Below are 25827 nucleotides of genomic sequence, written 5' to 3'. Positions count from 1 at the left end.
TAAAATCTATATAGTGAAAAACTTTCTTTTAAAAATATTATTTCTAAGCGGTACTATAGGGGGATTGCTGCTCTCTGCTGGTTGTGAGGTTTCTAAACGGGTGCCTGAAAATAAAGTTTTACTGCGCAACTATACTGCTTATATAAACGGAGTGCCTACTGATGACAGTAAAGTGAATAACTTTGTACTGCAAAAACCCAATTCATACGTGCTGGGTATGCCGCTAAGCTTGTATATATACAACTGGGGAAACCCTGATGCTGAAAAGGATTTTGACTTGTGGCTGGAAAAGCACCCTCGCTGGCATCGCTTCCTGAATGGATTGCTTTCTGAAAAACAAGTGGGCAGACTGCAAAAGTCTTTTTTGGTATCGGGAATAGACCGACAGCTGATGCGTATAGGCGAAGCTCCTTCGGTATTGGATACTGCTATGGTGCGCAAAAGTACTAAACAGCTGGGGGCTTACTTTAAAAGTATTGGTTACTTCAACGCTAAGGTGAAAGATAGTATTTTCCTGAAACAAAACCAGCACGACAAATATGCTTTGGTGGGCTATTACATCAATACTGGCGACCGTTATTTGATTGACAGCTTGAAGACGTCTATCTCTTCGCCTCAAATAGATTCTGTATATCAAAAATATATAAGCAAACGTATTTTGAAAACGGGCGATGCTTATCAGTTGGCTGATTTCTCGGCTGAAAAGGCGCGACTTTACGAGCTTTTCAGGAATAATGGTTTTTATACCTTCCAGCAAAGTTCTATAGGCTTTGAGGTGGTGCGCGATACTGTGGGGACTTCTAAAGATAGGAAATTACAGGTTACAACAATCATAGGCGACTTGATAGAGCGTGATGGCGATGTGATTACTCAGAAAAAATACAAAGTGCACAGGCTGAACAAAATAAGGGTGTATACTGACTATGAGACGGGTAGCGCCAAAGCGGCTATGGACTCTTTGGCGTATAAGAATATTGTGATTTATTACAAAGACAAGTTGCGCTATCGCCCTAAGGTGCTGGCTCACGCTTTGGATTTTAAGCACGGGCAGGTGTATTCTGACTTGAAACGTGGCAATACTTATAAACAGCTAAATAACTTGCGTGTGTTTCGCTATCCGAATATCGATTTTAAATATGCTACGGTAGATACGCTTGAAAATAAATTGGATGCTAATGTTTATCTTTCGGCTTTAGATAAATTTTCATTGCGGGTTAATAGTGAAATTAAGCGGTCGGAAATTGAGGCTATTGGTATTGGGCTTGGGACTTCGTTTTCGGCTCGTAATATTTTCAGAGGGGCTGAGACTTTGGAATTGAACTTGCAAGGTACATTTGCGGCTCAACCTTCGCTGAATGACACTCACTTTTTTAACACTTCGGAAATTAGTGGTGATATTCGGTTGATTTTCCCGTCTATAATGTTTCCGCTTAATACCGAAAGGCTCATTCCTTACTATATGACTCCTCAAACAATTTTTCAAACGGGGGTGAGTTACCAAAAGAATATAGGGCTGGATAAACGTACCTCATCGGGGATTTTGCGCTATGTGTGGAATCCTCACAAACAAAAAGATAAGGCTATTTTTGACCTTGTGAATGTGCAGTACGTAAACAACTTAAATCCGCTTAACTTTTTCAATATTTACCAAAGTACTTATGAAAAACTGAATGCTATTGCTCGCAAATACCATTTGGGTAGTAATTATGTGGATAATAGAGGGAATTTAACGCCTGCAAGGGGGGCTTATTTGTTTATGGAAGATATATTGAGGGGCAATACTATCCTAAATTCTGATGATTATGTACCTTTCTTTGGTGTTTTGGAACGAATGAATAGGATTATTAACAATGACTTTATTGTTTCTTCGAGCTTTACGTATATCATCAACAGTAAATCGAAGTTTTTTGAACGTGATTTTTCGCAGTTTCGCATCAAGGGTGAGGCGGCTGGTGGGCTGCTAAATTTGCTTTATACGATGTATAACGTGGTAGATAATAAGAATGACAAAAATAAAATTTTCGGGGTAGAATACGCTCAATATGCAAAGGTAGAGCTGGATTACATCAAGCATTTTCCTATAGGCAAACAAAGTTCGCTGGCATTCCGGTCGTTTTTGGGGGTTGCTATTCCTTATGGCAACTCGGACAACATTCCTTTCTCGCAGAGTTATTTTGCTGGGGGTACTACCGATAATAGAGGTTTTAAGGCTTATAGGCTGGGACCGGGTAGTAGTCATTCTTTTTTTGATTACAACGAGGCTAATATGAAGCTTACGCTCAATGGTGAATATCGTTTTCCTATCTTGGGTGCTATTAAAGGTGCTTTGTTTGCCGATGTGGGAAATATTTGGAATGTGGCTGATAATACGCGTTTTGAGGAAAATAAGTTTAAGGGATTTTCATCACTAAAAGATGTGGGGCTAAGCACAGGCTTGGGGGTGCGTTATGACTTTAACTTTTTTGTTATTAGGCTGGATATGGGGCTACCTACTTATGTGCCTACGGGGGACATCGGCGACCGATGGATTAAGAACGTACAGCTGCGCGATATTGTGTTTAATTTTGGTATTAATTATCCGTTTTAGTATGAAAAAGACTTTTTTGAGATTGTTATGTATTGCGAGCAGTTGTGTTATGGCGCAAGAGGCTGATACGCTGGGGGTAAGCTCTGCCCCTACCCAGCGTTATGAGGTGGGCGATGGGGTTACGTATGTATATAAAAAACCACGCTTGATACACTTGGTAGATAAGTTGCCGCGCAACATAGGCAAATCTGCCAGCAGTATGGTTTCGCGCAAGTATTATCCTTACGGGCTGGGGGCTTTGGGGGCTACGTTGGCTATATTGCCTGCTGACCCTTGGCTTATTCGCGAAAGCAGAAATTTAGGGGAAGCCATAGGTTTCAGCGAAGCGCATACGTATAAAAAATTAGGATTCTTGAAGATTGTGCCTGCGGATGTAAATTCGGCTTTATATTTTGTAGGGAATGGTACTACTTTTATTATCATCAGCGGAGGGCTGGCTACCTATGGACTCATTACCGATAATTATCGCGCCAAGAGTGTATCGTTACAATTATTGGAAAGTATCTTGGTATCGGGGGCTTTTGTACAGCCTTTTAAGCGGCTCACGGGGCGTGAAAGTCCGTTTATTACGGCTGAAGCAGGCAGGTGGCATAGTAGATGGACGTTTGCACCGAGTTTTAAGGCGTATCAGGAGCATACTCCGCTATACGATGCGATGCCTTCGGGGCATTTAACTACGGCAATGTCGGCACTAACGGTACTTATTGAGAACTATCCGCGCCAGCGATGGATACGCCCTGTGGGGTACACTGCTTTGGGGCTAATGTGCTACGAGATGATGCAAAGCAAGGTGCATTGGGCTTCTGATTATCCTATCGCCTTATTTTTAGGCTATATTACGGGCAAAACTATTGCAGATAGGCGTATTACCAAGGAATATGACAATGAAGCTAATAACACTGCTAAAATACTTGAAAAACAACGATACAAGTGGCAGTGGTGTAGTGGGCGTACGTATGATGGGTATGCACTATTAGGAGTAAATGTGCAATTTTGAGCGTGAAGAACGCAAGTAAAAAAAGACAGCCAAAGTTTAGGCAAACTTTGGCTGTCTTTTTTGTAAATGGTTAAGTATTACTATTTGCCACGCAATTCTTTTTCTAAAGCAATAGCTTTAGGGAAAAGGATATTGTTTTCTAAGTGAATATGCCTATTGAGGTCGTTTTCGAACTCTTGTAGCATTTGGAAGCTCACGCGGTAGGTGTTACAAGCATCTGCAGGAATAGTGTAGTTATTGGTAAGCTTTACAATTTCCTCAAAGCGGTCGCCTTCTACGCTATGCTCGTGCATCATCATAGCCACAGGATTTTCAACAGTACCGAAAGGTATTTCTCCTAAAGGTTGCCCTGATTGCTTAGCACGCACGAGCTGTTCTATATAAGGGAACAGTACGTTTTCTTCTTTTACGAAGTGCGAAGCAAGGTCGCGGGCACTTTCTTGGAATATGCGGTTTATTTCGTGTAGCTCGGGGTGGTGGTCGCCGTGTACCTTAGCGATTTTATCGAGGAACTGCAGTAGCATAAGAGTTTTGTCGCGCACGTATTGGTGGTGAATGCGCACGATGTAATTAGCGAGGAGGTCGAGCGGCCAGTCGCGTACATCTACTTCATTGCTATTACCGCTTGGCAATGATTGTAGGTCGTTAATAAGCGCTTGTTTGTCTATATTTTTTTTCTCACAAGCCTCGTCAATAGTACGTCCGCCTTTGCAGCAGAAGTCTACGTTGTGTTTTTTAAATATGGCAGCTGTACGGAAGTCGTCAGCTACTATTTCTCCGATAGTTTTGTTATCAAAATTCATAGTGTTATTATTTAATGGTGCAAAGGTAAGAAAAAGAATTAAGATAATAAAAGAATTTTGTATCTTTTTTATTAATAAGGTTATAATGGGGTTTGATAGGAAAAAACAAGAATTATTTTAGGCAGAAAATAAACTTTAACACTCTTTGCATTATTATTATATTTTTAATGATATGTTTAGTTTTTATTTATTAAAAAGAAGTCTTTATAAAGAAAAAAAGTAGAATATTAGCGAATAAATACGAAAAAATCATTGTAAAAATGGGATGTTTTTTAGAATACGATAATATTTTTAAATATTTTTTAAGAGATTTTTTGGTAGTTCATAAAATTAGCGTATCTTTGCAGCGTTAAAAAGATATGAGACTTTTTCATAAACCGTTACCAAACTATCAAAATTGTGTGGTAAAAAGTAAAATTGTAAAAAAAAAGTTTTTTTCATAATTTTTATTTTTAAGTTTTCTTTTTTATTATTAAATTCTGGGGCTGCTGAGAAGGGATTCTCGGCAGTCTCTTTTTTTTGTGCATCAGAAGAGCTTTTAAAGCTCGTATAATTCGGTTTAGATATATTTTATTGTAGAAAACAAAAAAGCCGCCTAAAAAGGCAGCTTTTTTTGTTTTCTTTTTTATTATTAACGATATAACGTAAAGTTACCATTGAAGGTACGATCGTCATTTTCATCGTTCATTTCAATGATGTACCAATAGTCACCTGTTGGCATATCATTGCCTTCATATTTACCGTCCCAAGACTCTCGGTAGTTCAATACCTTTAAGCGGCGTCCGAAGCGGTCGAAGATACTAATTCTTATTTGAGGGTACTTCTCTACATTTATAGGCACCCAAGTATCATAGATACCATCACCATTAGGTGTAAAGAAGTTTGGTATAAGAATATCAAAGTACTCTTCATAGAATGTGCGTGAGCGTACGCAGCCTGCGGCATCGTATACTACTACATTCACGGCTTTGAGTTTCTTGCCGCTTACAGGGTTGGTATAGTCGGGGTCGTTAAGTTTAAGTTCGTAAAGGTTTGTTTCGTCATAATACTCACCGTTGAACTCATACTTATACGGTTTCTTACCATCTTTACCTTCCACTTGTAGTGTATTTACCACAGTAGTAGGAGTTTTTACGATTTCGGAAAGCTGATAGATTTCCTCAATATGCACAGGATTAGTAAGGGTATGGCTGCACGATTTTACAGCTCCTGTAGCTGAATGTACACTTGTATAGAACAATTCCATAGTTTGCGTAGCTACAGTTATATCAAAGCGTGTTTGGTCTATATACCCTATATTACCTTTGCGGTTGCTATCGCCGTTGTTACGTGAGAACATTAGCGGAGTGCTACCATTTAGGCTAAAGGTCATTCTGTTGAAATCTATTTCGTCTTTGAAACGAACTTCTATCCACGTAGAGAACTCATTGTTATCACAATTATAGCCTTGTGAGGTAGTAGCCTCCAAGTCGGGCACTGAAATAACTGAGAAATCAAACGTTGGCGACATTGTACAGCCTACGCCCGTGCCTTGTCCGCTATCGGTTATATAAACTCTATAATCACCTGCAGGCAACTGTTCAGAAGCTACACTTGGCGGTGCGCCTACCATATTAGGAACGTTCACTGGCGTACTGCTATAGATACCAGACTCATTGTGATATGGTATATTAGTATATTTATCCACCACTTTCACTGTATAAGGAGGACGACCCCCTTCTACGTGGAAGGATATAGAACCATCACGCCCTTTGTAGCACACTTGTAGGTTTTGAGATGTTACCGAAACAGTAATAGGAGCAGGTTCTACTATCTCTATTTGTCGTTCTATAAGCGAACAACCCCAAGTATCCATTATCTCTACATCATAGAAACCAGGTGCAAGATTTTTATAGGTAGCCGATTTAGACTCTTCTTTTTCTGGGGTAAACAATACCCTACCATTTCTATACAATGTATAGTTATATGTGCCTGAACCACCTGTAATAGTAGAGGTTACTACTTGTATGATACCATCCGAACTACCCGAACAAGTAGCGTGCTGAGTAACAGTAATTGTACCCGAAATAGCATCAGGATAAATAATACCTACCTCGTGCGTACCTGAATATACAGTACAGCCCCATTTATCACTAATACTAATAGTATAGCTGGTTACAGCTCCTGGTGTAGGCACTGCCGATAACCCTGTAAATAGTATCTTACCTCCATCTTCGCTTAATATCTTAGACGGTACTGCTGCACCATTAATAGTAATCTCATAAGGAGCCCAACCTCCAGATACTCTCACCATTATTTCGGCACGGTTACCATCACAAGTTACACTATGTGTTTCTTCAGCAAATACATCCAATTTTTGATCTGCTTCTATAAGCTCAAACGTAGCATAAGCTTTACAACCTGTAATTATTGAGGTTGTTTCTACACGATACTTACCTGCACTGATACCCGTTTGCTGATATTTACCTGGGGTAGTAGTGCCGTGTGTAGTACCACTAAATACCGCACTATTATTAGCAAGGTCATAAATCGTAAAGTTGAAACCATCAATTACTTGGTCGCCGTCAGAAAGACGTGTATCAGAAAGTTCAAAGGTTATCTCACCAGTACCTCCCTTACAAGTAATATGCTGAGGATCTTTAGCTTCAAGCAACAATGTTTGAGGATCAAGCACCGTATAGTTTACACTCACCTCACACGATGTTTTCTTATTCACTGCTTTCACTACATAATAACCAGGTTCGGTAATCGTTACATTGTTAAATGTAAGCGAAGTAGCCGAGTGCGTTATAATTGGTGCAATTTCACCTATTTTAGTAATGGTATACTCTATAGGCTCATTGTTGTACACCGTTGTGGTGCTTACGGTTATATCAAACTTCTCACCTGTGTTTGCACAAGTAAGTGCTTGTGTTTGGCTTGCTGTTATTGCACTCATTATCAAGGTAGATGATACAGTAGCTACAGTGCTGGTCATAGAGCAACCGTTGCTATCATATACCTGTACGTAATAGTCGGTATCAGCAGTTAAGTAGTTAGGCAAAGTATAAGTATATATATTTTCGCCCGCTTCTACTGTTTTTTGAGCTACCAAAGTATTAGAAACTACTGTTCTAAACTCAATCCTTTCATAGATACCTGTACCACCACTCACAGCATCAAGGTCAAATATCAATCGTGGATAAAGCGATTCGCCTGTTAGATAGCCTGCATCATCTACTTCACATTCGTAGTCTTTCTTAGTAAGAGCTCCTGCTGTGATACTTACAATATCAGGCGAAGTAGCCGTTACTACTTTTTCCACTGTACAACTACGTATTGACTCAGCAGTTATCAAGTAACCTTTACCACCCAAAGAAACAGGTCCTGAAATCAATCCTGCAAAAGTAGCATAGTTAGCATTTGCAGTAAGTGTATGGCTCACTGCCGAACCATCAGGAGCTGTAATCTTGAATACGTAAGGCCCATCAGCTACAGGGGTTACCTTTACACGTACGGTAGCCTCATCTTGATAACAAGTAGGAGTAGTTACCGATAACACTTCTATTCTTGGCATCTCAGGCGGTGCTACTCTGAACATAAGTGTTTTAGCACATTCTGCCGCAGTACCAAAGGTAGCTGCATCATATACACTGATGCGGTAATCACCTTCTCTGATACCATCACCTGTAGAGGCTGGCATTACATAGCTATTGCCCGTTACGTTATCGGCAGTGATAAGTGGTACAGCACGTTGTGTGCTTGAATCTCTATCTACCACACGATACAAGCTAATCTTGTAAGAACCTGTACCTCCTGTGATGTTGCTTACTGTAATAGTAGCTGCCCCATTACCACAAGGTACTATTGGCGTATGCGATGCGTCAAAATTTATATAGTCATATACTTTGAAGGTAGTGCTTGTTTCGCAACCATTACCATCACGTATTGATAACGTATATGATGAAGTATTAGGAGCCAAACGTATAGGCAACAATACATTCGTTTCACTTGCTACAGCTGGCATTGTAAGATTTTGCCAATCGTTAATACCATCTATTTTATACTGATGTTGTCCTACACCCTTAGTAGCAAACACTACATTTACAGGATAGTCGGAGTTATCAGAACAAGCATCCAATACATCTACTGAAGCTATAGCAGGACTAGGGTCTAAATCTACCGTAGTGATAGTGTGTACCAAGCAACCTGCCGCATCACGTATGTATACACGATACATTCCTGAAATCAAATCACGTGCTGCTCCGTGAGCATTCGCTGTAAAGGCATTATCTAAGGTAACACCTGAAAGCACAGGTGCTAATGGTGAGCTAATACCTTCATAGTAATATTCATATGGCGATTGACCTCCTTGAGCATCTACCACTACCCTACCCATACCGATAGGTTGTGGTTGCTTGCAGTTCGCTTTCTTGGCTACTGTTACCGAAGCAGTAAGTTGTGATGCCGAACGCTCTATGGTAAATTCTGGCGATGCCTGTACGCAACCTGTTCCTGCATCAGTAAACACTGCAAAGTAACGTCCTGCAGGGATACCTTGAGCGGTATAGTTTTCACCTACTGAAGGTAAAGCAAGGTGTGTGATAGTACCTCCCACAGTTACAGACCCACCATTATGGTCTGTAGGATCTGTAAATCCTGGTGCTGTAGGTGGATATTTGTATATCCTATAGTTAGTAATTCCAGATACACCCCAATTCTTCAAGAAGAAGGTTACCTTACCATCATCAGCATCTCTACAAGTTGTAGGACGTACCAATGTTACTTGAGATTCTAAAGCCGACTGAGATGGTAGTGGAGCACTCGCTTCCTTAGTGAATGAACAACCCGAATTAGAGTCATACACTGCAAAGGTATAACGCACCCCTGGGGTAAGTCCTGTACCTAAAAGTGATGTAAAGGTATAGGTAGAGGCTTTCACTACAGTTACACCATCCGATAGTGTAGTATCTACAGGTGGGTCAGCTCTGTACCAAATAGTAGTACCACCATCAGCATCGGTTACGCTCACTGTAGGAGCAATAGGGCTACCTGTAGGTCGTCCCATACCTTCTTTATAGATAGCAATATACTGTCCGTTGCCTATCACACCACCCAATCTGTCATATACCGATACTGCTACATCAGCAGAGTTAGCAGTACATTGAGCAGATACAGGGCGTATATCCAAACCATTAGCTTCTGATGTTACTTGGAAATTATCTGTAAACTGACAGCCTTTAGCATCTTCCACCAGCACTTGGTATCTACCGATGTCCATACCATTAAAGGTTTGCATATCGTTAGCTGTTACACCCGTACGCGAAGCGATAGCAGTACCGTTTTTGATAAGTGTAACTTTATAAGGTGCTGTACCACCAGCCGTAACCATAGCGGTAATATCAGCCAATTGTACTCCCGAACCATTACAAGCCAAACTTGTGTGGGTAGTTGTAACCACCATTGCAGGCACTTCGGCTATGCGTACCGCCATAGGCTCCGATTTACATTGTGCGCTATCTACTATGGTAAGAGTATAAACACCTTTTGGCAATGACACCAAGTCGGCTGCATTATGTGTATTTGTAAGCGTACCGTTGTTTAGCAATATTGAGAATGGAGGTACACCCCCTGCTATGCTTCGGTTATTTATCAATATCTTACCAGTAGTAGCACCCGCACAATTTACATCTTCTACAGTAGGTGTAGTTGTAAAGTAAGGTTTCACTACTTTCACTTCTTGTCGGTCGGATACTACTTCACAATATTCGCCATTATCCATTAAATAACGAACTTTGAAATAGTACACACCTTCCACACTACTTTCAAAAGTATATACATTACCCGAAGATGACAATGAAAGCCCAGCTCCTATAGCTGTAGAGAAGCCCGTCGTAGCGTTGTTGCTCCACAAGAACTCTCTAGTACCTGTTCTACCGCCTGTATAAGTAATCGTAAATTTAGCCCTACTATTAGGTGCACAATTTAGCGGCGTAACAGGCACTGTTTGTATGCGCAACGGATTCGCTATTGTGTAGGTAGCACTTGCATTACAAGCACCGCCATCGCGTACCACTATATTGTATAAGCCTGCTGTTAGGTCTTCATAAATAATAGAAGTACCGCTTGCCACACTACCATTTTCAAAAGTAGTACCACCATTTTTACTGAATTGGTAATCACCATTACCTTCAAGTACTTTCACCTGTAAGCGTCCTGTAGTACCACCTTGGAAACAAGGAGCTAAATCTACCACCTCTATACGTAGAGGTTTAGCATTAGCTACTACCAGAGTATTGGTAGTTACGCAACCATTAGCATCTTTCACTTCTATACGGTAAGTACCCGCTTCTAAGTTGAAGTCAGCTTCATTATTTACCGCTGCTTTAGTAGCAGGTGCTGTACCACCTCCTGTAGGTGCATAGCTAAATGATTGATAAGGTTTAGCACCACCCTCAGCAGTGAAACGTACTGAAGCGTGTGTATCCAAGCAAGTTACAGGTGCTACAATAGTAGCTGTAACCACTGCAGGAGTAGGTCTCTTAATTGTATAATCAAAGCTTGTCATACAAGTAGGCTCATTAGTCTTGCGCACGTAGAGCGTACCACTTTGTACTGCCGATAAGTTTGTGATAGTAGCTACCCCCTGAGTAGCAGTTGTAGCCGAAAGGGTAACTGTAGTCCAGCTTGTAGTACCACGCACTTGATATTGTACAGTAGCACCCTGAGCATTTTCTACTACTAAGGCAATTTCACCATCGTTTTTACCACATTTTTCATCGTAAGCAGTACCACGAGCTTTGAATTGTCTATTGTTTTCTACATTTACTGAAATACCTTCCGAACGCACCGCACATAGCTTGGTAGGTTGCCATAGTTTGATATCATCTACCGCTAAGTCGCTACCTATCACCGATGTAGGTGCTGTATTTCTAATTTCAAATATTACACTATTGTATGCAACCTGAGCTGCTGCAAAAGTTACTTTCTTATTTACCCAGCTATTGCTGCGTTGTAGCTCACCTATTGATTTTTCCACATACTGAGCCAAGTTACCAGGGTTGTAAATACGTACCACCAAGTTAGGGTTCGTACCTCCTGCGTAACTACTTGGTATCAAGTTAAACAAATTCACCGATACGTTCAATTCCTGATTAGGAACTACATCCTTAATAGTGCGTTTGTACACTACACCACTATCATTATTAGGAGAAGCCCCATTGATAGCCAAGTAACGACCATCAGTTACCCCTGATGCATCAGTTGGTGTAGGTGACACCCACAAAGCTGGGTTTGCTGTTACCTGACGTGTAATCACGTATTGGTTATTGGTAAGCGCTGTACCTGCTGTGTTACAAGTAAGGAATACCGAGTCGCTATCACAAGTATCTAAGCCTGTACCAAAATCTTCGTTGAACAACACATTAGGCGTTGTAGCGGTAGCCATAGCAGGAGTGTATTTTGCATAGATACTATATACACCTGGGTTGAGTGTAAACACATTATTTGTACGTGTTTCGCTCATAGTGCCTGCTGCATTACTAATATGGTATTCAAATGCTCCTGACGGAGTAGTAGTAAGTGTAAAGGTACCACGTCCATCACAATCATAAGTAACGACTGTGTTGGTAACCGTTGGTGGTACTATAGGTACAATCTTGATAGGCAATTCAGTTACACACTTATTGCTATCGCGCACGTACACCACACTCACAGTAGAACCTACCATTAGTACAGGGTTGTTAGAGTAATTTACGTTATTTGAACTATATTCATAGCCAAATCCTGTACCTCCTGATACGTTATTAATACGCACCTTATATTGTTTTGTAGGCGAAGCACTATCACACGAGATATCTTCCAACACCCCTGCATACGCTTTTAGGGTGCTATCCATACTTTTTATCTCAAGATTAGGATTTACATAAGTACAAGTGTACAATGAGCCAAGCGTAACTTCTATTTTCAATTTATACTTACCTGCCACCAAGTTACTAAAGTAACCTGTATGGTTTTCATCTATATAGCTTTCATTATTGCTTTCGTCAAACTTATACAAAGTTGATTTCACATTTTGGCGTGTATTATAAGTAATTGATATAACACCTGTATTGCTTAGCGAACCACACTTAATATCAGTAGTGTTTATCGTATAGCCCAATAGTTCATCAGGATAAATATCTATAGCTGGGGTAAGCGCATAAGCTTTTTGCGCATCACGTGCCAAGAATACATACGTACCAGGCTGCATAATGTTAATATCTCTATCAGTACCTGCATTACCTGCTGGTATACCTGTAGCTATATAGTTAGTATCAGGCACATCGGTATAGTTAGTATAACCGTTTAGTATTACACCATCTATACTCCATACTGCAAAGTCATAAGGAGCATCGCCACCTCCAGCTTGGAAGTTTAGCACACGTAGGTTACAGCCTTTCCAATTCTTAGCTGTAACTTTAGGTACAAGGCGCACTTGTTTTTCTATCTTCTGTGTAAAGGTAGCTTTACAAGTACTTGGCAAGCCCAATGCAGTTACTTCTACTGTATAGGTGTCAGGAGTGCTGATTACAAAGTCTTTTGACGATGATAGCCCTTGGAAAGTAGCTTTTACGTTTCCGTTAGAATCTTTAAGTACATATTTATAAGTAAGCCCCGAAGTAGCCATATTAATCCTAATATTACCATTTTGGTAATCAGAGATATCTCGAGTAAATGTATTATCTATTTCACCTGAAAGTGCACTGTTGAAAACATCAAAATAGAAGTTCTTGCTACAATCACCTCCAGCATTAGTCAAATGCAAGCGGTAGTGTGCTGTAGTACTAATCACAAAATCGCGATCGGTACCTACAGTTTCCCATTTATTATCATCTGTTTCAGGACAGTTCAAGGCTCGAGGTGCTTCACCGCTCTTCAGTTTTTGCCAAGCGATACGCGTATCGCGAATATTAGCTGTTATAGTTTTTGAAGTTTGGTTACACAATATAAAGTGACTCACCCATATATCTTCACTACCACAACGGTCACCACCATTAGCTTGTGCTCTAATAGGGTCAGTAACGTTATCTATATCTACAAGCTGCATCGTTTCAGTAGAGGTAAGTGTAGTACCATTGCAGTTCTTCACTTTTTCTACACGATAAGTACCTACAGCAGGCGCATCTACGTAGTTATTATTTAGTGGGTTTGCCATAAGGTTACCATCTTGGTACCATATATATTGGTCAAAGCCAGTGATAGCTGTTAGGCGCACATTGCTAGTACCAGGACAGAACATCTCGGTACGCACACAGTTATCAGTAGATATTTCAAGCGTTTTAGAACTTGTACTTTCTTGTACAGGCACCACACACGTAGGACGACGACCTTCAAACTTAAATGAGTATGAGGCTGTTAGGCTGTTCATACACGGCTTGCCTATCTCATTACAATCACCATTGAGGCGCAACGGAATCAAGATGGTGCGCAACGGGCCTCCCGCACGCAAAGTTTGCATCGGGATACTAAGTGTAATAGTATTAGAAGTCCTTCCCATTTCTACAGGAGCATTCAAGTTTTCAGTAGCCCCCGAATAGTCTGGTGTACCTATAATAAGAGCAGGGTGATTAGGCAATGTAATTTCCATAGTTGCAGAAGTTACATTCTCTACCCCTTTGTTTTGATAGGTAATTCTATAAGCAAAACTTTCAGAATTCGCCAGCTTGCGGTTGCTTATCACACCATTAGTACCATCTACAAAGGCATCTTTCACCTCCATATCTATGGCTTTAGATTTTACCTCTACATTGAACGAGCAAGTAGCTACGTTTCCTGAAGTATCTTTAAACACATAAGTAACCGTGTGCAAACCTATATCAAAACGGTCTCCACTTTGGTGCGTTTGGCTCCAAGTATCTATACGGCAGTCATCGGTAGCGGTTACTACACCCCAAGTAGCTACACCATAACATTGGTTAGCCAGCGTATTCACCGTAATAGTCCCCGAAGGACAACCTGTTATCACAGGTTTTACCGTATCTTTACCAAAGCTCACCGTTACTGAAGCCACGCCTGTACCGCCACCCGCACAGAGTGTAGCGTCTATCAAGCTATAGCGCACTATATATTTAGTATCACGGCGCACTGTCTCGCTTATTGTTTTAGTATCTATAGCAATAGAAGTTTCAGAATTATCAGTCTCTACTCTGAACCACTCTATATTATATAATTGTGGCGAGCCTGCAAAGGTTATATCCATCACATCACCATTACAAGGATTCAGTGATTGTGAAGAATAAGTAATACCAGGCTGGCTATAACTATTAGTATTCACACTCACTCCTTGAGGTATATCACCACAAGCGTGTGATAATACTGCTACATAGTTACCATTGGCTACATTCTTAAACACATATTTAGATACTTGCGAAGCACTTTGGAACACTACCGATGAAGTAACAGTAGTACCATTGGTTCTCTTAAGCAAGAATTGCAGTGGGTAACGTATGTATTCTGGATTTTTTACTTGTATAGCCACCAAACCAGAGTTGGCAGAAGCATTACACGAAGTACCCACCACATCTACATCCAATTCTCCTGTAGGAGTAATAGTAAGGTATACACGGCTATTGTGCAATACACCTGTGTGGTGGTTAGGGTTACTTGGGTTGTTTGTATCAGTGTTTTCTACCAAAGTCCATCCATTAATAGCAGCATTGGTATCGGTGAAGTTTTCCCAATTCATCACCCCTGTGTTGCCACTTTGGTTGTCATCCTTCCAAACCCCACGTTTTATTTGTGCATAGTAATATCCACGTGATTGAAGCACATAATCACCAGGCTCTAAGTTATTAAAGGTGTGTGCAAGATCACGTGAGCTACCTATATGAATACTATACTGTCCAGCATTATCTTTCTTAAACAATTCAAATAGAGCACCTTTAAGCGTACCATTAGGTGTGGTAGCTATATCATATGATATTTTTGAGGTATTCCTACAGATACTTTCTGCTTTTACCACATCGCGGGTATAGGTCATCGCTACATCGTCCAAATTATAGTCACGGTAGCTGGTATTGCCGCAGGCATCAGTAATGGTAATGCGATAATCACCCAAGCCTGTAGGCAAGTCACCAAAGCTAAAGGACGTAGGATCACCTCCTGCATCAGGACTCAATATAGTTTTTATTACTGGGAATGTGTAAGTTACACTGCGTACATTCTCAAAAGGAAGTGCTGTATCAAAGTTAACAGTACGTGTACCTGTACCACCGTTCTTCAAATCGAGTTTTACGGTGATAGGGTAACTAAAATCAGTAGGTGACAGCCACTTGCGTAGGGTAGCTGTATTCTTATAAATACCTTTATCTTTCTCTATATAGTGAAATTGTCGTCCTATAGAAGTAGGTTTAGGACGCATTTCTACTACACGTTTAGGAGAATAACAGAATTTATTACCTCCCGCATCGCGCATTACAAGCTTCACCAAATAGTAACCATTAGGCTGTCCTGTAAGTTCAGCGTAGTTTTTATTCACCCACGTATAATCAATAGGCGATGACAACAGTTGCCACTTACTAGTATCCGTTTCGTCCATATTATTATTTGTGAACGAAGCATCCCAACCTGGGTAGCCTGAACCTAAATACTTATAAATTTCGTAGTAATAACCAGCACCTGGTGAAGAAGGGTTAGCTATCCAGTTGTTAGCCAATCCATTAAGCCAATAGTATTGGAAGCCTACTTTATTGGTACTTCCGTCTTCGGGTAATTCTATAGCACGCGAATTAAAATCTACTGCCAGCAAAAGCTCAGTACCTGTAGGACAAGGTACAGGAGGAACTGCAATATCAGAGCGGTTATCAGCACTTATAAGTGCCGAACCAGAACGTACCATAAAGGTACTTGCATTGTTACCTTTAGTAGTGTTAAGAGCTACATCCACTACATTGCGGTCTATCTTTATCTTTTTGGTAAAAGGAGTTTTACCCACATTGATAGATAATTCTACCACATCTCCTTCTTCAAATACATAATCAGTTATAAATGAATAAGCTGCGGCTACATTGTTGCCACGCCAAGCACTGCGATAAGTAGAACTAATATCAACAGGCCCATATTTAAGTGTACCTCCCGCTGTATAGGCTTTTACTATAGCCGAACCTGTTGCTTGTATAGCAGTTTCATAGTCATCAAGCGAACCGTTGTCTTTTCTATGCAATGAGAACGAGAGCCCAAACTTACAGTTTGCGCCCACGCGGATACCATTACCATTCCCCAACTCCAGCTCTAAACAGTTGAGCGAAAGTGATGCAGGAGGTATTGTAATGGCTGTTTTATTAGTTTCACCACAAGTAGGGTTAGGGGTAGAACTTCCTGCAAAGTCTTCTACAACCAGCTGATAATCAGAACCTGAAGGCATTTGTACACCTCCGCCACCTATAGTAATATCCAGTTCATTAGCCGCATTAGGTTTTGTATGACGCTGGCTGTAAATTTGCGCACCTGCCTTGAAGAGTTTTACATCAAAAGGCCCCTTAGCTCCCCCGCGTATGGTAACAATAATTTTACCATCATTGCCTGAACCACTACAAGAGGGACCAAAAGTTAAAACATTTTTGAAGGTAGGTGGTATATAATTACTTGTTACATTCACTACACGAGGTGAAGACTTTTTGTTGGTAGCCACCTCTATTACTGTAACGGTATATATCCCCGCTTTCAAACTTGTAAATTCATAACTATTTTGCCCAGATATTCCTACCTTGAGGGCTTGCGTCTTGCCATTAGGGTCATTGGGAACTTCCAACTTTACTTGCACTTGAGTACCTGAAGGACCCATAGTGCTGAGCAAGTTTACATTCAGCTTTGCATCTGCCTTACACTCGCCCGGTGTTGTACCAACGGTAAAGTTGTTCAATGCCACCTGTGCCATTACCGACACCGTAGTTATGAGTAAAAAGAAAATTGTTAGAAAAAACTTTTTCATAGTGCTTAATGCTATATATGCTATTCTTGAAACAACAGTATTCTTCATACTTTAATGCACAAAAGTACGCTTTTTTACCGACATAACAAAAACTTTTCTCCTGATTTGTTAAATAATAATACTCTGTATTAAGATTTGAAAAGCTGCGTATCACAGCCTAATGCATTCTTTAACTCTATCATAATTAACAATATACCCAAAAAATAACAATAGCAAAGAAACCTATTACGATTCCTTGCTACTGCTATTTTTTAACTTTTTATATATAAAACTTTAACAATTAAAGCTTCTTTTTTACGGCTACTTCTTGGAAAGCCTCTATCACATCACCTTCGTGTATATCGTTGTAATTTTTCACTTGCAAACCACAATCGTAACCTTTGCTTACTTCTTTCACATCGTCTTTGAAACGTTTTAGTGAAGCCAGCTCGCCAGTATATACTACAACATTTTCACGCACTACACGCACTTTAGAGTTGCGGAATATTTTTCCGTCTGTTACCATACAGCCCGCAATAGTACCCACTTTGGCAATCTTGAAGAGTTCGCGTATTTCAGCAGTACCAGTAACCTCTTCTTTGAATTCTGGTGAAAGCATACCTTCCATCGCATCTTTCAAATCGTTGATAGCATCGTAAATGATTGAGTAGGTGCGTATATCTATAGATTCTTTTTCTGCTAAAGCGCGAGCATTTGTCATTGGGCGTACGTTGAACCCTATGATAATCGCATCCGAAGCCGATGCCAACAACACATCCGATTCTGTAATCGCTCCCACCCCTTTGTGTATTATTGACACTTGTATTTCTTCGGTAGATAGCTTTTGGAATGAGTCGGTAAGTGCTTCTACTGAACCATCTACGTCTCCTTTTAGTATGATATTGAGCTGTTTGAAGTCGCCCAGCGCAATACGTCTGCCTATCTCATCAAGTGTAATGTGGCGCTGTGTACGTACCGATTGTTCTCGCTGTAGCTGAGCGCGCTTAGCTACTATTTGTTTAGCTTCTTTTTCATCTTCAAATACGTAAAACTTATCACCTGCTTGTGGCGCTCCATCCAAACCTAATATACTAATAGGTGTAGAAGGACCTGCTTCTTGCACACGGCGCCCACGCTCATCTTGCATAGCTCGTATTTTACCAGTGCTAGTACCTGCCAACACATAATCGCCCACACGTAGCGTACCTGTTTCAACCAATACGGTAGATACATATCCCCTACCCTTATCAAGTGAAGCCTCTACTACTGTACCTATTGCAGGTTTTTTAGGGTTGGCTTTTAGTTCCAAGATTTCGGCTTCGAGCAATACCTTTTCTAAAAGCTCTTGTACACCGATACCTTTTTTGGCAGAAATATCTTGCGATTGTATTTTACCCCCCCACTCTTCTACCAAGAGGTTCATACCCGCAAGGTGTTCTTTTATTTTATCGGGGTTGGAATTAGGCTTATCTATTTTATTGATAGCAAACACAATAGGCACACCAGCAGCTTGAGCGTGGCTAATAGCCTCTTTGGTTTGTGGCATCACATCGTCATCGGCAGCTACCACAATAATAGCAATGTCGGTAACTTTGGTACCACGTGCACGCATCGCTGTAAAGGCTTCGTGCCCAGGAGTATCAAGGAAAGTAATACGTTCGCCACTTTCTAATTTTACACTATAAGCCCCAATGTGCTGAGTGATACCACCACTTTCGCCAGCAATAACATTTTCTTTACGAATATAGTCAAGCAGTGAAGTTTTACCGTGGTCTACGTGTCCCATTACGGTTACTATAGGAGCACGAGGCACAAGGTCTTCAGGTTTATCTTCTTCTATATGGATAGCTTCTTCTATATTAGCTGTAGCAAATTCTACTTCAAAACCAAACTCGTCTGCTACTATACTTAGTGTTTCTGCATCCAAGCGTTGGTTCATCGTTACCATTATTCCCAGCGACATACAAGCACCTATGACCTTGTTGATAGGCACATCCATCATTGTAGCCAATTCGTTTACTGTTACAAACTCAGTAAGTTTCAGTACTTTTTCTTGTTGTTCTTGTTCTGCGAGTTCTTGTTCAGCTTTTTGACGGTGAATTTCGCGTTTTTCTTTTCGGTATTTAGCACCTTTAGATTTAGCATTTTTACCTTGTAGCCTTTCAAGGGTTTCGCGTACTTGTTTTTGAACCTCTTCTTCAGTAGGTTCTATTTTAGTAATAATTTTATTACCTTTCTTCTCTTTTTTAGTACCTACAGCAGTATCGGCACGCTTGCCATTAGCCCCAGTGATAGCAGCATTAGGTTCATCTTTACGGATACGTTTGCGTTTGCGTTTTTCACCTTCGGCAGCTTGTGCTCCAGCAATAGCAGCTTCTTTTTCTTTTTTACCGCTACCGCCTCGTTTTTTCTTGCGTTTTTTCTCAAATTGGCTCAAGTCAATCTTTTCACCCACTACTTTAGGACCCGTAAGTTTTTGGTACTGGGTTTCTATAACGCCTATAGGTTCTAATACTTCTAGTTCGTCTACCTCTTTGTGTTTAGGGGTTTCTTTTTTCTTTTTAGCTTGTTCGGCTACTTGCTGAACAAGTGGGTTTTGATAAACAGACGACTTGACTTTCTGCTGCATAGTATCCTTCTCTTTTTTCTTGTCTTTACTGTCGTGTTTTGAGTGTGGTTGTTGCATAGTGGCTTTTTCGGCTTCTTTAGTAAATTTTTCCTGAGGCGTAGCAGGTGCAGCGGTATTAGCAGGTTCTTGCGTAGTAACAAGTGTGTTTTCAGGAGTAACCTCTTGTGTAGCAGCAGGAGCTTGCGCAGGAGTAGTGGTTTCGGCATCAAGGTTTATTTTGCCTACGGTTTTTATTCCTGGCAAGCTACCTTTAGCTTTTATCACTTCCTGTTGCTGTTTGCGTTTTTCCTGTTGTTCTTTTTCTTGCTCCATACGAATAGCCTCGCGGTCTTTACGCTTATCCTCTATAATTTCTTTTGAGGCAGCCCGCTTGTTTTTATCAGCTTTAAATTTATGGTAAAGCAAGTTTATTATCTCGTCCGATACCTTAGCATTAGGATTCTCCTCTACCTCAATACCTTTTTCAGTTCTAAGGTATTCTACGGCAGTACTTACCGAGATATTTACTTCTTTTACTATTTTGCTTAATCTTGTTTTTCCCTCACTCATATTTTTTAGTCGTCAGTTTTTTTTATTTATATATGACGTTAGTTGTGTTAGTTGTGTGCTTTTATAGTTAATTATTCTTCAAACTCTGCTTTTAAGATACGCTGTACCTCGCTAATGGTTTCTTCTTCAAGATCGGTACGATTCATCAACTCTTCAGGTGTAAGTTCCAATACACTTTTTGCAGTGTCTAAGCCCGCTTTTTGCAGTTCTTCTATCACCCAGCTTTCTATTTCGTCATCAAATTCGGTAAGCTCTATATCTTCATCGGTAAGCCCCTCGCGGTAAACATCTATTTCATAGCCCGTTAGCTGGCTTGCCAATCGTATGTTATACCCCGATTTACCTATAGCTTTAGAAACTTCTTCATTGGCTAAAAACACATCCGCACGTTTTTCTTCTTCGTTAATGGTTACCGAATTCACGTGAGCAGGTGCTAAAGCACGAGTAATAAGCAGTTGTGTATTGTTAGTAAATGAAATTACATCTATATTTTCATTGCCAAGTTCGCGTACAATACCGTGAATACGACCGCCACGTACCCCAACGCACGCTCCTACCGCATCTATACGCTCGTCAATAGAATCTACAGCCACTTTGGCTTTTTCGCCTGGTACGCGCACTACCTTATTGATAGTGATAAGCCCTTCGGCAATTTCGGGTATTTCTTGTTCAAACAAACGCTCTAAAAATAAAGGTGAAGTACGCGACATTATAATCGTGGGTTTAGCACCTTTTAGCTCTACCGTTTCGATGATACCGCGCACATGTTCTCCTTTTTTGAAAAAGTCAGATGGTATTTGTTTTTCTTTAGGCAAAATGATTTCATTACCCTCATCGTCCAACAAAATAACCGCTTTGTGGCGAATGTGGTGTATTTCGGCTACGTGTATTTGCCCAATGATATCTTTAAAGCGTTGGTAAATATTCATACTATCGTACTCGTGTATTTTAGCTATCAAGTTTTGGCGAAGTGCCAAGATAGTACGTCTACCTAATTTATCAATTTTAATTTCTTCGGAAACGTCTTCACCCACTTCAAAATCGGGCTCTATTTTACGTGCTACCGAAAGGGCGATTTCTTTATTGTCATCGGTTACGTTATCGTCTTCTACTACTACACGATTACGGAAGATTTGCAAATCACCTTTATCGGGATTGATGATAATATCAAAATTATCATCAGAACCGTATTTCTTTTTCAAGGTATTGCGAAATACCTCTTCAAGGATCGCCATTAGGGTTTCACGATTGATTAATTTATCGCTCTTAAATTCTGAAAAGGAATCTATTAGTTCAAGACTATTCATATTTTTTTGACGTTCAATTAAAATTTAATAATTACTTTAGCTTCTTTTATATCCTGCAAGGCAAAATTATGTTCTTTTTTTATGGTTATTTTGCCTTTGCCTATGGGTTTAGGTTCGCGTGTTTCGGTCTCTATCACTACTATGCCATTGTTTTCACCTTTTAGGACACCTTCTTGCACTTTGCCGTCGGTAGTGGTAATTTGCACGATTCTGCCTACGTTCTTTTGGTATTGTCGTGGTACTACAAAAGGTTCTTCGGCACCAAAGGAGGTTACTTCTAAAGAAAAATCAGTTTCTTCATCTATTTGTCCTTCAATGGCTCTGCTTATATTCACACAATCATCTATGCCTACGCCGTTATCACCATCAATAATTACTTTGATAACGTTATCAGGGGTAATGTTTAGCTTGATAAGGAATAAGGCAGGATAGGGTTCTAACGCCTTATTTACCAATGCATTAATATCGTTTACGAGATTCATTTTCTATAAAAAGAGGGGACTTAAACGCCCCCTCACCTATTAATTATCGCTGCAAAGATACAACTTTTTTTTAGAATAACAATTTTTTGTAGGATTTTTTTGTTTTTTTGGAGTACATTGCTCCATCAAGAGCGTTAGAAACGATAATCTACAAATTCTTTAGGTGTTAGTATTGAGATATCATCTACTTTAAAATCTTTTTGATTACGTGTAATAATAATTTTTAAGTTATTTTCTTTCGCTGTAAAATATTGAAATCCGTCTTCTAAATCCTTGAAATTAGACTGATGTGCTTTAAAGATAATATCTTTATAAAAAGGAAGTATCTCTGTAAGATTATATATTGTTTCTAAAAAATTTTTCACTTCTTCTTCTTTATAGGACTTCAACAACAAATAATTAATTGTTGCTATAGAAATAGATGATATATAGGTTTTTATACCTCGCTGCTCACAATATTGGAACAACCTATTAGCATCTTGATAAAATTTGCGCCTCGCCATTACCAAATCTAATAAAATGTTGGTATCAATAAATATTCTTTTCATCCTAATGCAAAATATTTTTCTTCAATATAGTCAGCACATTCTTTTTTCACTTCTTCATCGGTTAGTTCTGGTAATATTCCGCTAATATTCTCTAAAAGAGTTGTAATATCTCTATTTTTTCTTTCTTTACCAAAAAGCTCTTCTTGAATATATAAACTTTTGAGTTGTTTTTCTATATATTCAGTAAGGTTTATCTCATTTTCTTCAGCATAACGTTGTGCTTTTTCCAGAATTGTAGGGTTTATTGTTATTTTATTCATTGCTTATTAGTTTTTAGAGAATTAATCATAATAAAGGCTGCCTACAAAAGCAAGCAACCTTTATTTTTTACTGTTAAAATTTTGCTAAATTCATTAGCATCACCTACTTTTGTAGCACCTTTGAAAGCCAAAGGTGCCTATGCAAAACGGGCAGGTGTTTTGTGATAAAAAAGAGTAAAGTATGAATTTAAAGCTACATTTTAAGTTCAAACCCGTTATTATTTTAATAAGAATTTCTAATAAGAAGTTTATTTTTAAAATCAAATATTAACGGGCAGGCAGCGGGAGTTGGAGCTCCTTGCTGCCTTCTCTTTTTTTATCGGTGCAAAGATACAAAATAAATATCAATGTTTAATGATTAATGTCTATTTTTTTTAATTAACGAATTAGCACATCACCGTCCGTTACTTTTCAAGCTTTATGGTAAGCACAGGAGTATCGGAGTGGTTTACCAAATCACTACTGATACTACCATTGAAAAAATGAGCAATACCTTTGCGCCCATTAGGGAACATACAAATAAGATCCACTTTGTGTTCTTTGACAAAGTTCAGTATCCCAGTTTCTACTCGTATATCGTTATAAACGTGTGTTTCAAACTTTTTGAGTGAGCCTTTTTGCTCTTTCAAAAATTCGTGCATACGTTTATTGATTTCTGCAGTGGTAAGAAACTGATAAGGGGTATTCACATACACCAAATCTATTTTGGCATTAAATAGCTTGGCGAGCTTCACAGCTTTTTCAAAAGGTTTTAAAAAGCGTTTTGAAAAGTCGCAACCAAACATCATTTGTTTGATTTTGAGTTTTTCGTGAGGGTTTTTAATGACCAAAACGGGCACTGCTGCCGAACGCACTACTTTTTCAGCATTAGAGCCTATAAATAATTCTTTAGCTCCTGAAGCGCCATTAGAACCCATAAACACAAGGTCTATTTTGTGCTTTTCAACAACTTCATTTACGGCATCGGGTAGTGATGATGTTTCTACAAGGTCTATAATTTCTACGTCTGTATCAAGTTCTTTATGAAGCTCTTCAAAGCGTTGCTTGGTGAGCCTCAAGAAATAGAGCGTTTCTGGCACAGAAGCCTGACTGTTGGTCATCAAGCGCACGGGCAACTCGATGGCGTGCAACAAGTATATTTTGGCTTTGTGCTGCTTTGCTAATCCTATCGCTACGTGTAGTGATGCGATAGATTTTTCAGAGAAATCGGTAGTTACAAGAATGTTTTTCATAAGGTTATATATTTAAGTTAATTATTATTTATTAATTCTAAATTCAGAATTTTCTTTTTGACGATGTAAAGGTACAAATATTTTTTGAATAAACAATTTTTTTTAGTGTTTTTTTTATTTTTTGCTTATCTTCCGCTTATCTTCCGCTTATCTTCCGCTTATCTTCCGCTTATCCTTCGTCACATACTCGGCTGTGCCAACTCGCCGACTTTCCTTCGCTTATCCTTCGTCACATACTCGGCTGTGCCAGCTCGCCGACTTTCCTTCGCTTATCCTTCGCTTATCCTTCGCTTATCCTTCGCTCAACCTTCGCTTTGGTTGATTTTTCATTTTTTCAATTGGCTAATTGATAAATTATTTTTATCTTTGTGTCCTAATTACTTGTTTTTAAAACTATGGAGATTACGCATATCAGTCAGTTAGACCCTTTAGGTAGTTATACCTATGCGGATTATTTGCTATGGAAACTCAAAGAGAAAATACAGCTCTTTAAAGGAAAAATCTTTGCAATGAGTCCTGCACCAACAAGGTTTCATCAAGAAGTTTCTACGAACCTCAACGCCCTACTAATTCCTTTTTTTAAAGAATAACAATGCAAGATTTATTCTGCTCCATTTGATGTGTTTTTTAAGAGCGCTGACGGCAAAGAGTCGGTAGTGCAGCCTGATATTTGTGTGATATGTGACCGCCAGAAACTCACCTCACGAGGCTGTGAAGGGGCTCCTAATCTTATCATTGAAATTCTTTCAAGAGGTTCTCAATACAACGATACCAAACTAAAATTTGACCTTTACCAAGAGCAAGGGGTGCCTGAATATTGGGTAGTAGATCCTTACCATAAAACGGTGCAAATTTATCTGTACCGCGAAGGCAACTATATTGCGCTTTCGCCTATTTTAGAAAACGATGAGGTGCAATCGGTGAGTTATCCTGCCTTGCGCTTTCCTGCAAATAAAATTTTTGAAGAATAATGAAAACACTAAGAAAAGAACTTCGCCCTGATTTTGCGACAGCAGAAAAGCTGTTCCCGCTTGTACTAAAACGTTTGGAAGACTACGAAGCCTTTCATGATGCCCAAAGTGAAGACACACCTGAGGAAGTATTTGATAAAGAATACAAAGCAATGGAGCAATACCTCAGCGAACTCACTAGTAAAGACCTTTCCGATACTTGGCTATGGGAATGGTGGGAGTGTAATGGTATTGAGGCTTTTGCTTTTGATTTGGCTATGCCCGACCCTGTAAAGCACAACGACCTCACTCGTGAAGATATCGCTACTTTTGCGCGTATCATTATAGACAATGAATTTGAGTGCAAAAACGATTTTCAAGAGAAGTTTATGCCTTATATGTTCTACGGACATCAGTACTTTTATAAGTTTTTAGAACTTAACTGTCCACATTTTGACCCTATGGCATTTAATACCACCAAGGATAAAAAAGGTAAGTATCACGAGCCTACTGTGGAGGAGGTAATGAAGAAAATATGGAAATAACCTAACACTT

General features: G+C 39.6%; 11 protein-coding genes and 1 pseudogene. 4 read left to right on the top strand and 8 right to left on the bottom strand.

The window, feature by feature from the left end:
* Nucleotides 1–34: 34 nt before the first annotated feature.
* Together tamL and J4N46_RS03785 are read left to right on the top strand one after the other, a co-directional pair.
* On the top strand, nt 35–2587 hold the full coding sequence (gene tamL, locus J4N46_RS03790; protein WP_317194289.1) for a translocation and assembly module lipoprotein TamL: 2553 nt from the start codon (nt 35–37) through the stop codon (nt 2585–2587).
* A gap of 1 nt (nt 2588) precedes the next feature.
* Nucleotides 2589–3584, top strand: a complete 996-nt coding sequence (locus tag J4N46_RS03785) for a phosphatase PAP2 family protein (RefSeq protein WP_394369221.1) — start codon at nt 2589–2591, stop codon at nt 3582–3584.
* Nucleotides 3585–3664: 80 nt separating this feature from the next.
* On the opposite strand, the gene ric is transcribed toward J4N46_RS03785, so the two are convergent.
* From ric to J4N46_RS03745, 8 genes are all read right to left on the bottom strand, one after another.
* A complete protein-coding gene (gene ric, locus J4N46_RS03780; protein ID WP_208058211.1) occupies nt 3665–4387 on the bottom strand; it encodes an iron-sulfur cluster repair di-iron protein in 723 nt (240 codons plus the stop codon).
* Nucleotides 4388–5018: 631 nt separating this feature from the next.
* Nucleotides 5019–17336 (bottom strand): T9SS type B sorting domain-containing protein, encoded by a 12318-nt coding sequence (locus tag J4N46_RS03775; protein WP_208058210.1) that lies wholly within the window; start codon nt 17334–17336, stop codon nt 5019–5021.
* A 280-nt stretch (nt 17337–17616) separates the two neighbouring features.
* Nucleotides 17617–20493 carry a translation initiation factor IF-2 gene (gene infB, locus J4N46_RS03770; RefSeq protein WP_208058209.1) on the bottom strand — a complete coding sequence of 959 codons (2877 nt, stop codon included), beginning with the start codon at nt 20491–20493 and terminating at the stop codon, nt 17617–17619.
* A gap of 71 nt (nt 20494–20564) precedes the next feature.
* Complete coding sequence (nusA, locus tag J4N46_RS03765; protein ID WP_009415963.1) at nt 20565–21800, bottom strand: transcription termination factor NusA; 1236 nt, start codon at nt 21798–21800, stop codon at nt 20565–20567.
* A gap of 17 nt (nt 21801–21817) precedes the next feature.
* Nucleotides 21818–22282 carry a ribosome assembly cofactor RimP gene (gene rimP, locus J4N46_RS03760; protein WP_208058208.1) on the bottom strand — a complete coding sequence of 155 codons (465 nt, stop codon included), beginning with the start codon at nt 22280–22282 and terminating at the stop codon, nt 21818–21820.
* Nucleotides 22283–22416: 134 nt separating this feature from the next.
* On the bottom strand, nt 22417–22830 hold the full coding sequence (locus J4N46_RS03755) for a type II toxin-antitoxin system VapC family toxin (protein ID WP_208058207.1): 414 nt from the start codon (nt 22828–22830) through the stop codon (nt 22417–22419).
* On the bottom strand, nt 22827–23090 hold the full coding sequence (locus J4N46_RS03750) for a DUF6364 family protein (RefSeq protein ID WP_009415960.1): 264 nt from the start codon (nt 23088–23090) through the stop codon (nt 22827–22829). The genes J4N46_RS03755 and J4N46_RS03750 overlap by 4 nt, the downstream gene beginning before the upstream one ends.
* 404 nt (nt 23091–23494) lie before the next feature.
* Nucleotides 23495–24322, bottom strand: a complete 828-nt coding sequence (locus J4N46_RS03745) for a universal stress protein (protein WP_208058206.1) — start codon at nt 24320–24322, stop codon at nt 23495–23497.
* Between the two features lie 395 nt (nt 24323–24717).
* Here J4N46_RS03745 and J4N46_RS03740 point away from each other — a divergent pair.
* Both J4N46_RS03740 and J4N46_RS03735 read left to right on the top strand, forming a co-directional pair.
* Nucleotides 24718–25293: pseudogene (locus tag J4N46_RS03740) on the top strand (Uma2 family endonuclease).
* Nucleotides 25293–25817 carry a hypothetical protein gene (locus tag J4N46_RS03735; protein ID WP_208058205.1) on the top strand — a complete coding sequence of 175 codons (525 nt, stop codon included), beginning with the start codon at nt 25293–25295 and terminating at the stop codon, nt 25815–25817. The pseudogene J4N46_RS03740 and the gene J4N46_RS03735 overlap by 1 nt, the downstream one beginning before the upstream one ends.
* The last annotated feature ends 10 nt before the right edge of the window (nt 25818–25827 follow it).

This window comes from Capnocytophaga bilenii (genome assembly GCF_017565765.1).
In the GTDB taxonomy this organism is placed as follows: domain Bacteria; phylum Bacteroidota; class Bacteroidia; order Flavobacteriales; family Flavobacteriaceae; genus Capnocytophaga; species Capnocytophaga bilenii.
This window is presented reverse-complemented; position numbering and strand designations above follow the sequence as displayed.

Coding starts and splice junctions, on each gene's coding strand:
- J4N46_RS03785 (WP_394369221.1), top strand. CDS start 2,589: ATGAAAAAGACTTTTTTGAGATTGTTATGTATTGCGAGCAGTTGTGTT.
- ric (WP_208058211.1), bottom strand. CDS start 4,387: ATGAATTTTGATAACAAAACTATCGGAGAAATAGTAGCTGACGACTTC.
- J4N46_RS03775 (WP_208058210.1), bottom strand. CDS start 17,336: ATGAAAAAGTTTTTTCTAACAATTTTCTTTTTACTCATAACTACGGTG.
- infB (WP_208058209.1), bottom strand. CDS start 20,493: ATGAGTGAGGGAAAAACAAGATTAAGCAAAATAGTAAAAGAAGTAAAT.
- nusA (WP_009415963.1), bottom strand. CDS start 21,800: ATGAATAGTCTTGAACTAATAGATTCCTTTTCAGAATTTAAGAGCGAT.
- rimP (WP_208058208.1), bottom strand. CDS start 22,282: ATGAATCTCGTAAACGATATTAATGCATTGGTAAATAAGGCGTTAGAA.
- J4N46_RS03755 (WP_208058207.1), bottom strand. CDS start 22,830: ATGAAAAGAATATTTATTGATACCAACATTTTATTAGATTTGGTAATG.
- J4N46_RS03750 (WP_009415960.1), bottom strand. CDS start 23,090: ATGAATAAAATAACAATAAACCCTACAATTCTGGAAAAAGCACAACGT.
- J4N46_RS03745 (WP_208058206.1), bottom strand. CDS start 24,322: ATGAAAAACATTCTTGTAACTACCGATTTCTCTGAAAAATCTATCGCA.
- J4N46_RS03735 (WP_208058205.1), top strand. CDS start 25,293: ATGAAAACACTAAGAAAAGAACTTCGCCCTGATTTTGCGACAGCAGAA.